This is a genomic window from Erysipelatoclostridium sp. MSK.7.34, assembly GCF_019041935.1.
Classification (GTDB): domain Bacteria; phylum Bacillota_I; class Bacilli_A; order Erysipelotrichales; family Coprobacillaceae; genus Thomasclavelia; species Thomasclavelia ramosa.
In genome coordinates this window covers 59,192-71,250 of the sequence record NZ_JAHPYJ010000018.1, presented here as the reverse complement: position 1 = coordinate 71,250, position 12,059 = coordinate 59,192, and the positions used below count along the sequence as shown (strand labels likewise).

Sequence of the window (12,059 nt, the reverse complement as noted above, 5' to 3'; positions counted from 1 at the left end):
AATACAAAAAAACAAAGGATTGTGTGTGAGGTAGGGACTTATAATCAAGAATTATGGGGACAGCAACACAAACGCTATCTGAAAGAATATAAAAATGTAACTTACACAACGCTCTTGATAAGTGGCAAATTGAACAGCTATTTTGCTGACATCAACAAACAGGCACTGGAACGTTTAGAAACATTTATCGAACAAATGAAACAGGCGCAAGGTGTAACAGAGCAGTTAAAAGCTGAAAATGCTTTTGAATGGATTGGAAGAATGAATAACATTCGAGCTTGTGCTGTGGAGATTGTGAACACGGAAATCATTTACGCATAAGGCAAAGCGACAGGGAGAAATCACTGCCGCTTTGTCTTTAGGAAAACGTGAAAGTTAGAAATATTTCACTTACCTTATTGACATTCATAAGTTAAGGTGATATATTTATAACATCTCAAGTGCGAAATATATAACATGAGAGGAGCCTAATATGAATAAAAAAGTATCTTTAAAAGAAATTGTCGGAACTAAAATTGTTTATGCCATCATTCTTACATCCTACTATTGGATGTGGGCAAGAACCGATTGGGAAGACTGGTATTTAACAGCACAGTATGTACTTGGCTGTGTTCTCATTGCTTTTTTCTTGTTTCAGTATGTGAGAATTAAGAATTACAAGAAAGAAGGCGTTGATGAAATGGCAGAACAAAACTTGAAACGATGTGACTCAATTTGTTTAAAAATTTTTGTTGGTGTAATGGTTGTAGTTGCTTTTGGTGCTGCCATTCTCGGTCATGCAAATGCCGTCAATACAGGATTTATTGGGTGGACGATTGTTTTGTCAATTTTGGTTTTATCTATTATTAGAACAGTGATGTTTGTGGTTATGGATAGCAAGGGGGTGTAATATGGCTCTCATTACAAAAATCAAAGAATACCGAGAAAAGGCAGGATATAAACAAAGTGAACTCGCTGAGATGGTTGGTGCAAGGAGAGAAACCATTGTTCACCTTGAAAATGGCAGATATAATCCTTCCTTAAAGTTAGCTATGGATATAGCGAAAATATTCAATGTGGCTGTCGAAGAATTGTTTGAATTTGTAGATAGCGAAAATTAAAGAGGTTTTTTATAAAGAAGCAGTAAATGCTGTCATAAAACTATGTAATCCGCCGTGTATGGGTAAAACCATAGCGGCGGTTTTTCTTGAGAGTGTAAATAATGGAAAGCCAAATCCTCATTATGAGTTTTTTTATTCTCTATATTTGAAATCTGTCTATATAATTCGTTAATGCTGATATTCATATCTATGAGTGCTTTGTATATATCTTCAAGTATATGAATATGTAGTTATTCACTGCCTCTTATATGTGGTCTTCTACCATTATAATCATTGTGTTTTTATATATTAAAATATTTGCCCATATCTTTATGGATTTTTCATAATTGATGCAATACATGACTTTTGTCCAATTTTTATATCTATTACTTGATGTTTTAAGAAGTTTATCTTTTTCTTGGTCATTATCTCATAATCAGTTCTAAAACCAATTAATTCATGTATTTATGTATACATATTTAAAAAATGCATAAAATATATTGATATGTATAGAAAAAAGAGTATAATATAATTTATATCAATTTGGATTGTGACTTTAAGCAGGCAAGACCAAATGTAATATAGATACATTTTTTAAGTGTGTCTATATTACATTCGGTCTTTTTTGTTGGAAAGTTGAGGTGAAATGGAAAAATACGTAATCAGGTGTAATCATGTATTGAAAAACAAATAAAGGAAGGGAAACTATGAAAGGAAAGACAGTTAATAAAACTTTATGTGGGGCTTTAACAGCAATAATGCTTATTTCGTTATTAATGATGCCTCAAGCAGTTAACGCATTAGAACCTACAAACTTATGCTTAGGAAAAACAGCAACAGCGACTGCACAATACAACGATACAACTCGTTCTGCAGCAATGGCAATTGATGGAAATTTAGAAACATGGTGGTCAACAGATGGTTATAAACCAGCTCAATCAATTACAGTTGATTTAAAAGACAAAACAGAATTTAATAAGTTTATGATTTATTATGAAGTTGGACAAAAAATGAAATCATTTAAGATTGAAGGATCTAATGATAATCAAAACTTCACATTATTACATGAAGATGCAAAAGCAGATGGTTTTACAAGTGATCACAGTGTTGTTTTAGGTGAAAAAGTATCTTATAGATATGTTAAATTAACAGTTAAAGAAGTTATTGGTGCTTATCAAAATGTAACAATTAGAGAATTCCAAATCTATAACGTCAATGAAACAGAAAAAAATGTAAACTTAGCTTTAAATAAACCAGTTACTGCTTCAGCAAACCATGGAGCTAATTTAGATAAAGCTAACTTAACAGATGGTAAAGAAAGTACACGTTGGTCTACTGAAATGGGACCAGTTCAATGGGCTTATGTAGATTTAGGAAAAACTGAATCAATGAATACATTCCGTGTTATTTGGGAAAGCGATACAGTTTATGCAAGCGCATATAAAATTTATGTATCTGATGATAAAGATAACTTTGGTAATGCTGTTGTAACAAGAACAGACAATACAAAAAAAGATGTTACAGAAATGATTTCTGAACCTGTATCAGGTCGTTATGTAAAAATTGAAGTTACTAAACAATTTGGATATCCTTCAGTATCTGCACGTGAATTTGAAGTATCTTTAACAGATCATAAAGTTCAAGATCCTACTGCAAACGTTGCATTAAAAAAACCTGGATATGCAAGTTCAGAAGAAGATCCTAGTGTAGAGGCATCTAATGCTTTCGATGGAAATGCATCAGCTAGAGATTCTCGTTGGGGAAGTGATATTGGAAATGGTCCTCATTGGATTTATACAGATTTAGGTGAAAAATATACTGTGAAAACTATAAAAGTTTTCTGGGAAAATAGAAAGGCAACAAGTTATGAACTTCAAGTTGCTGATGAATTATCATCACCTATGAGTGATTCTGACTGGACTACAGTAAAATCATCGACTTCAAGACCTAAAAATAAAAATGAACGTATTGTATTAGATGAAGCTGTTGAGGCAAGATATGTACGTTTAAAAATTAATTCATTCACAGCAGATGATCCTGATGGTGGAGTTACATGGAATACAATTTCTATTTATGAAATGGAGGTTTATGGTGGTGAATTAAAAGAAGATAGTTCTGAAATTGGTGATAAAATCACTATTGATGATGTTAAACCTGGAGATACTCATTTAAAAGTGAATATTCCAAGTAGTGAAGATTATGATATTACTTATAATGGAACTGATTATGAACAAGTTGTAGATACAGATTATAGAATTTATCAACCAATCGTTGATACAGAAGTATCTGTTTCATTTAAATTGGTTGATAAGAAAACAAAAGACTATACTTTTAAAGAAATCAGAAAAACAATTCCTGGAAAATATTCTAAAGAAGAAGGAGATAATGCTTCACCAGTAGTATTACCTGAACTTAGAGAATGGAAAGGATTTACTGGTAAGTATACTATCCAATCATCAAGTAAAGTTGTTTATAAAGATAGTAGTTTAAAGAAAACTGCCCAAGCTTTAGCTGATGATTATAAAGAAATGACTGGTAGGTCATTAAAAGTTGTTCAAGGAACTAAAGAAGATGTAAAAGCTGGAGATATTTATTTTGCATTAACTACTGATGAATCTAAAGGTTTACAAGATGAAGGTAACATCATTGAAATTCAAGATTCTATTAGTGTTGAAGCATTTACAACAACTGGTGCTTTCTGGGCAACTCGTACTATTTTACAATCTTTAAAACAAGGCGGTAATGAATATATTAATAAAGGTATCGCAAGAGATTATCCTTTATATAAAGTTAGAGGATTTATTTTAGATGTTGGTCGTAAAACATTTACAATGGATTACTTAAAACAATTAACTAAAGAAATGTCATGGTATAAGATGAATGACTTACAAATTCATTTAAATGACAACTTAATTCCTTTAGAAGATTATACTAAACATGATAAAAATGTTTTTGATGCTTATTCTGCATTCCGTCTTGAATCTGATGTTAAAGAAGGTGGAAATGGTGGTTTAAATAAAGCTGATTTAACTGCTAAAGATGTTTGGTATACAAAAGAAGAATTTAAAAACTATATTAAAGAATCTAGAGATTATGGTGTAAATATCGTACCTGAAATTGATACACCAGCACATTCATTAGCTCTTACTAAAGTTAGACCTGATTTAAGACATGGTACTAGCGGTAGACAAAATGATCACTTAAACTTAACTACAAAATATGATGAATCAGTAGAATTCGTACAAGGAATCTTTGATGAATATATGAAAGGTCAAGATCCAGTATTTGATGCTCAAACAACAGTACATGTTGGTGCTGATGAATACAGTGCAGATGGTACTGCATACCGTAAATTCTGTAATGATATGTTAAAATATGTTCAAGATACAGGTAGAACTGCTCGGATTTGGGGAAGTTTATCATCTATCAAAGGTGATGTTGAAGTTACAAGCAAAGATGTTCAAATGAACTTATGGAACTTTGGTTGGGCAAATATGGATAAGATGTATGAAGAAGGTTTCGATTTAATTAACTGTAATGATGGAAACTACTACATCGTACCAGCTGCTGGATATTACTATGATTATTTAAATAATGGAACAATGTATAATTTAAATATCAATACTATCGGTGGTGTTACTGTACCTGCAGGTGATAAACAAATGATAGGTGGAGCCTTCGCAGTATGGAATGATATGACTGACTACTTAGAAAATGGTATGAGTGAATATGATATTTATGATCGTATTGTAAAAGGATTACCATTATTTGCTGCTAAATTATGGGGTAAACAATCTTTAGATTTAGCTGGTGCTGAAAGTGTCGCTAAACAATTAGGAGATGCTCCAGGAACAAACTTCGGTTATGATGTAGAAAATAAAGATGGTGTTATTTTACATGAAACATTTAATACTTTAAAAAATGCAGAAGTTAAAACTGTTGATGGTAAACAAGCTTTACAATTAACTGGTAAAGAAAGTTATGTAACAACTGATTTGGAAACTGCTGGTTTAGGTAATGATTTACGTGTTAAAGTAAAAAGAACAAGTGCTTCTATTGATGAACAAATTTTATTTGAATCAGATTATGGAAGTATCAAAGCTGTACAAAAGGATACAGGTAAAGTTGGTTTCTCTAGAGAAAACCATGATTACTCATTTAATTACATCTTACCAGTAAATGAATGGGTTGAATTAGAATTCAAAAATAGAAAAGATGTTACTGAATTATATGTTAATGGAAAATTAGTATCAACTATTGATCCAGCTAAAGATAAAACATCTAATGAAATGGCTGATTTAACTGGAAACTATAAACCATTACATGCAACTACAATGTTACCACTTGCTAGAATTGGTAGTGAAACAAATGCATTTGTTGGATATGTTGATGATGTACGTGTTGGTGTAAATGATACTTATAATTCTACTATGGAATTAGATAACGCTTTAGTTATTGCTTCTAAATTAGTAGATAAAAATCCAAATTTACAATCATTAATTAATAATGGACAAGCAGTATTAAATAAATTTAATCCTACTCAAGAAGAAATCACTAATGCTTTAAATGCCTTAAATAATGCATTAAAAGATGTAGAATATACAAAAGCTAATTATTCAAGAGTAGAAAAATACTTAAAATTAATTGATGAAACTGCATTAAGTAACTATACAGATGATAGTGTAGCTATGTTACAAGCTGCAATCAACAATGTTAAATATGGTTTGCCTGTATCTATGCAAGATACAGTAGATGGATATGAATTAGCTTTAGCTAATGCATTAGCTTCATTAAAATTATCTAATGCAACTAATGTAAACTTCATTGATTCATCATTAATTACTGGTAAATCACCATCTCAAGATGCATCAAGTAGTATTGATAAAGCATTAGATGGAAATCCAGGAACTATGTTCCATTCACCATGGAATGATACAACAACTAAACATATCTTAGAATTTAACTTTAAAAACACTTCAAGTGTAAGTGGAATTTCATATTTACCAAGACAAACAGGTTCTAATGGTATCTTAACTAAATATGCAATTACTGCTAAAAAAGCAGGTTCTAATGAATGGACACAAATTGCAACTGGAAATCTTAAAAATGATGCAACTGAAAAACAAATCATCTTTGATCAAGCTTATGATGTTGATGGAATAAGAATTCAATTCTTAGAATCAGTTGGTGGATTTGCTTCAGCAGCTGAAATCAAATTCCATGATGGTACTGTTGTTGTAAATACTGAAGGATTAAAAGATGCTATTGATGCAGCAAAAGCTATTGATACAAAAGATTATTCTAAAGTATCTGTAGATAACTTAAATGATATTATCGAAGAAGCTGAAGCATTATTAAATAGTGAAAATCCAGATGCAAATGATGTAGAAGTTATGATTAAAACGTTAAATGATGCAAAAATGCGTTTAATTTTAAAAGCTAACAAAACTACATTAAAAGAATTAGTAGATACAGTAAGTGTATTAACTTCATCTGATTATACAGCTGATTCATGGTTAGATTTTGAAAATGCATTAGAAAATGCAAATGATGTATTAGATGAATCTGAACCAACTCAAGAAGACATTGATCAAGCATACGCTGATTTATTAAATACTTGTAGTGATTTAGTAAATATTTATACATACGATAGCTTACAAGATTTATTAAATAAAGCTAATGGATATGAAGCTAAAGACTATACAACAGAAAGTTATGAAAACTTACAAAAAGCAATCACTGCTGGAAAAGCTGCAACTGCAGATATGTCAAACAGTGAATTAAAAGTTTTAATTACATCTTTAAATGATGCAATTAATAAATTAGAAAAGAATGAAATTAAAGTTGAAGATGGAAGTCAAACTAATCTATCAAAACCTGGTCAAGTAACACCATCTGTAAAAGAAGATGTTGCTACAGGAGACAAAGTAAATGTATTACCATTTGCCTTAACTTCATTACTTTCATTATCATCAATTCTTTACTTCATGAAAAGAAGAAAAGAAAACAATTAATCTAGTCACGAAAAGGACCTAATGGTCCTTTTCGTTTTTGAGTTTTACAATTGCCTATGAAATTATTCAACATTATGGGATAAGTAGTGATGAATATTTAGCTGCAAATAATTTTGATCAAAATAATAAGCATCGAGATGAAACAATTAACAAATTGAGAAATCAATTACATAACTATGGGGAAAGAATGATGCAATAATTCACTATAAAATAAATCATGGATAAATTCTACTGCGGGGTGCTGTGAAGGTCTTTACATTTGAATAAATTAGAAATTTATATGGAATAGTGAAACCGAGTGATAAAGACTATATTGCTAAATCTATTTTTACTGTTAATGTTCAAAATAAAAGAGCTTCAAAATTACATACTTATCTCCAGTTACTTGTTGTTGCAAGAAATCTATGTGCACATGATGAATTATTTTTTAATTTTGTTCAAGGTGTAATCAATATATCTATAACATCATATCACAGCCATTTTAAACTTAACAAAACACAAAATGGGAACTAATTCAAGGGCGATAAGATTTATTTGCATTATTAATTGTAATTAAACATCTTGTTAATAAAACGAGATATAAAAAATTTATTAATGCTTTACATAAGGAAATTGTAAAACAAGCTAATAAAAGTCAATGTTACACGTATGAGGAATTGCTCAATTATATGCATTTGCCTGAAGCTTTGAAAATATTGCATCCTTGTAAATTATTTTTGCTAGATATTCTCAATCATGAATTTTATTTAAAGATTTTTAGATTGATTTCTACTCGATAAAATGATTTTATAAGTCCAGGTTGAGAAGGGTATTGACTACGCTCGGTACCCTCTTTATATAGGGGCATGGATTATTACAGTAGGATAGTTAATATGAATAAACCTGTAGCAAGCAAATTAATAACAAGCAATAATTATTTTTCTTTCTTTGTAAAAAATGTAGACAAGCTGAAAGACGAAGATTTTATAGATTATTTTAAAAAACTTGAAACCCCACATGGGCGACTATTATTCATTTAACCTCTGGAAAAATAAAGGAATATTTGTTTTAACTCCTAAAAAAATAGATGCTTTATATGATGCAATAAGTGATGTATGTAAATGATGCAATACTGGACAAGGAAATAGGTGGAAGATTAACAATATTTTGGTTAGTAAAGGTATTATTTCGTATCAAAATATTAGAAAGAGAATATGAAAAAAGGATAAAATCATAAAAAAGAGGCAGTTTGCCTCTTTTTTTGTGAGAAATATAGTAAAAAAAATTGTGCCTTTTTTGTAAAACAGATATGCTATGCTTTTTATATAGTTATTATAAATATATATAAATTAAATTATAAAATTACAAAAAGGAGACATGTTCATGATTTCAAAAAAGAAAGCAAATTATATGGAGACAAATTATACAATGATAAAAGGATTTAGTATTTTATGCAAAGCGCTAATTATATACATACTGTTTTACTTTATAATTGGAGCAGTTTTAATTAGTGTTGTACCAGATGATTTATCAGTATATCTTCGATTGACAGTCACATGTATAACTTTTATAGGAATGATTTTTATTTCAAAAGATTATTTTAAAAATAAGTTTGTGAATGATTCTATGGATGTTATGGATAACAGTTTAAAACTAGCAATTATTTCATTTTCTCTTGTAATGGTTAATAGTTTTCTAACTCATATTAATGAATCAATGATAACTGCATCAACATACAATAATGATTTAATTAAAAATATATATACAGACAGCCCTGTTATCCTGGGTATTATAAGTATTGCACTTTTGCCATTTATTGAAGAAATATTTTTTAAATACGTGCTTTTTAAAAATACTGATTGTTTAAAAAAACACTGGATTATTAAGACTTTGATCATAGGGTTGCTATTTGCTTCTTTACATTGTGCAAGCGAAGTTATTAAGCTTGATATAACAGCATTTATCTGTATGTTTAATTATTTCATTTTCTATGTTGCTACTAATATTATTTATCATAAAAAAGAAAATCTGATGATGGTAGTAATAATACACATGCTGATAAATATATGTGCTGTTGTTTTAATGTAAAGTAAAAGAGTTGAATAATATTCAAAAAATGTTCACTTTTTTGAAAAAAAATTGTGCCTTTTTGAAACAAAGGTTATGCTAAAATTAGTATAGTTAAAATTATGCAAAGAGGCAGAATGCCTCTTTTTTGTCTTTAATTTTAAGAAATTATTAAGGAAAGTAGGTGGAATCAATGGGTTTAGAAGAATCTTCAATGAAAAAAGCAACAATTCAAATGAATCTGTTTGACTATTTTTATGAACAGGACAATTTTACCATAAAAGAAGCTACTGAACTGGTAAAAGAAGTTAGAGGAAAAAGAGTAAATGATGAAAGTATTAGGGCGAGAATATATGAAGGCATAGATAGAGGAATCTTCAAAAGGGTTTCTCGAGGCGTTTATAAGGTGGAGAGCCAAATAAACGGAACAACAAATCAATGTCTTTTAATTAATGGTGACGGCAGAGATTTATCAATGATAAAAGATAATTCTATTGATGGGATAATCACTGATCATCCTTATAAACTGCCTAAGCAGTTAAAAGGCGGTAATCGAAATTTTGCAGAATATGAACTTTTTAAATATGAGGAAAAAGATTTTAAAGAGAAAAGTCGAGTACTGAAAGATGGTGCTTTTATAGTTGAATTTTTACCCGAGGAATCAGAAATCAACTATGAGTATCTGTACGAAATAAAACAAATGGCAAAAAAAAGCGGGTTGAAATATTTTGCGAAAGTACCATGGATAAAGGGAAATTCTGTCGCTAATACTGGAAGAAAATCAAAAAATACTGAAGATGTTATGATTTTTTCAAAGGGAAAACCCAGATCATTAAAACTTAATGCAAAGAAAAACATTCAAACTGCATTAAATAATGGTCTGGATATAAAAGGAATGGATTCATCTCAGGTCAAAGCGTTATTAGAGGAAAATAATTTAGTTGTTCATTACATGAGCGGAACATCAAGTATGCTTCCTACGCAGTTTAACTATCAGCCAAAAAGTATAACTAAAAGAGTACATCAGGCTGAAAAACCAGTCGAGTTGCTAGAGGAAATAATCAGTTATATATCGCTTCCATATGAAGTTATTCTTGATCAGTTTGCTGGAAGCGGTAATTTAGCTGTAGCTGCATTGAATGTGTCCAGAAATGCAATCGTTATTGAAGGAGTTGAAAATATACAAAATACCTCACAGGAAAAAAGAAATTTAGCAAAAGAAAATTTTAATCTAATGAAAAAAAATATAGAAGAACAGCTGGATAAAAAAGCTACTATAATTGATATAAATCCTATTACATATTCCAATGAAAGTACTGTAGGATATGAGAAATTAGAAAATGATTATGATTTAGAAATATAATTTGGAGAAAAGTTATGGAAAATGAACTAATTAAAACTAAAATTGAAAATCTTATCAAAGAAACAAAACAACTCAAAATTGACGATGTAATATCATATATAAAAATTAAATTTCCTGAAAATGAATTCAGTTGGGAAAATATTGATGAAAGAAGTGATTTTTATTATGATCGTCGAGATATTATTCATTTAACAAATCAAACTGATTTGATTATTAATTATCCTGGGGGTGACAGATTTGGTGATATATTCGCTGAACCATATACTGATATAAGTTTTCATAATTTAAAGTTGATTAATAAATATGATGATTTGGAAGATAAATTATATTTATTTTTAAACGATAAATATAACAGCGAGAATAAAATATCCAACTATGTGAATGAATTGTCACGTAATGACAATCTTTCAATCGAAGAAATAATTATGCATTTAAGTACAGATATGAATATTCCTAATCATATTTTAAATCAAATATCAAATGAACAGTTACAAAATATTAAAGTAAGAGAGGCAATAGTCAATTGTGTTGAAAATAGTGCATTTCATAGACATTTTGATGCATGTGATCAATATCAGTATGGGCAATATGGAGGTGAAGATGTAGATGAATGGAGATTATCTAAATCACTTCAATTCATGGCTATCTGGGAAAACTTGCCTGATAAGGTGAAAGAAAATTGCAATTATGAACTTGAAAAAGCTTGGTTGCAGATTTCTGATACAAAAAATGTACTGAATGAAGAAATAGAACAGTTACAAGAAAGAATTGATATTTTATATCAATTAGAATCTAATCAGGATAACATAATACAGGATATACATAACAGATACATTTTATTAGAAAAATACGATACTTATTTATCTGATGATTTTCCTTTAAGGAAAGCGATTTCTACATTGTGGTGGAATTGTCTTGAACAGTTAGATACTGATAATCATCTCGAATTTATTAATAATAAGATAAGTGAGATAAATAACTGTAGAAAAGAGTTATATATTGAAAATACATTATTAAAACAGGAAAATGAAATACTTCAGCAAAAAAAGTATTATTTTTGGCGGTGGGAGGAAAAAAATAAAGACAGAGAAAGACTTGCAGACAATTTAAATGAAATCAATAAAAATAATGACACTGTAGCTGAATTAGAAGAACAGCTAAATACATTATCTAAAAAACATAACATTGGGATTCAGTTAAAAGAAGATATTTGTAAAATGGTTAAAAATAATCAAATTAAAGATATAAATATGCTATATCAGAGTCTTATTTCTGACTATAATACAAATGATTTAAACAATTATTCTGAGGAAGAGTTTATAGTAATGATTAAAGATATAACATCAAGTAAATTATTACAATTAGAACCAATGAATAATGAATTAATTAATTTAAATGAAACATTATCCAAGATCAGTATATCAAAATCTGACAATGAAATAGAAAATGATGACAATGTGTATAAAGAATATAATATAATTTATAAAAATGAAGATAATTACGAAATGGAAATGTAAAAAGAGGCAAAATGCCTCTTTTTTCTTAAAACTAAGGAGT

Annotated in this window: 10 protein-coding genes; all 10 read left to right on the top strand. The window is 29.2% G+C overall.

Annotated features, from left to right (window positions below):
- The coding region (locus KTF99_RS12140; RefSeq protein ID WP_256443938.1) for a TnpV protein at positions 1-321 on the top strand (321 nt) is incomplete at its 5' end.
- Between the two features lie 151 nt (positions 322-472).
- The gene (locus KTF99_RS12135; protein WP_008792822.1) at positions 473-889 is read left to right on the top strand and encodes a hypothetical protein; all 417 of its coding nucleotides are present in this window, start codon (positions 473-475) and stop codon (positions 887-889) included.
- 1 nt (position 890) lies between these two features.
- Positions 891-1,100 (top strand): helix-turn-helix transcriptional regulator, encoded by a 210-nt coding sequence (locus KTF99_RS12130; RefSeq protein ID WP_008792821.1) that lies wholly within the window; start codon positions 891-893, stop codon positions 1,098-1,100.
- A gap of 686 nt (positions 1,101-1,786) precedes the next feature.
- On the top strand, positions 1,787-7,093 hold the full coding sequence (locus KTF99_RS12125) for a discoidin domain-containing protein (protein WP_217215592.1): 5,307 nt from the start codon (positions 1,787-1,789) through the stop codon (positions 7,091-7,093).
- A 37-nt stretch (positions 7,094-7,130) separates the two neighbouring features.
- On the top strand, positions 7,131-7,292 hold the full coding sequence (locus tag KTF99_RS12120; RefSeq protein WP_193566876.1) for a hypothetical protein: 162 nt from the start codon (positions 7,131-7,133) through the stop codon (positions 7,290-7,292).
- Between the two features lie 68 nt (positions 7,293-7,360).
- Positions 7,361-7,606 carry an Abi family protein gene (locus KTF99_RS17660; protein WP_442896715.1) on the top strand — a complete coding sequence of 82 codons (246 nt, stop codon included), beginning with the start codon at positions 7,361-7,363 and terminating at the stop codon, positions 7,604-7,606.
- A 359-nt stretch (positions 7,607-7,965) separates the two neighbouring features.
- On the top strand, positions 7,966-8,112 hold the full coding sequence (locus KTF99_RS12110; protein ID WP_008792819.1) for a hypothetical protein: 147 nt from the start codon (positions 7,966-7,968) through the stop codon (positions 8,110-8,112).
- A gap of 343 nt (positions 8,113-8,455) precedes the next feature.
- Positions 8,456-9,160, top strand: a complete 705-nt coding sequence (locus KTF99_RS12105; protein WP_008792818.1) for a CPBP family intramembrane glutamic endopeptidase — start codon at positions 8,456-8,458, stop codon at positions 9,158-9,160.
- A 172-nt stretch (positions 9,161-9,332) separates the two neighbouring features.
- The gene (locus KTF99_RS12100) at positions 9,333-10,502 is read left to right on the top strand and encodes a DNA-methyltransferase (protein ID WP_008792817.1); all 1,170 of its coding nucleotides are present in this window, start codon (positions 9,333-9,335) and stop codon (positions 10,500-10,502) included.
- A 14-nt stretch (positions 10,503-10,516) separates the two neighbouring features.
- Positions 10,517-12,019 (top strand): hypothetical protein, encoded by a 1,503-nt coding sequence (locus KTF99_RS12095; protein WP_199413600.1) that lies wholly within the window; start codon positions 10,517-10,519, stop codon positions 12,017-12,019.
- Positions 12,020-12,059 lie beyond the last annotated feature (40 nt).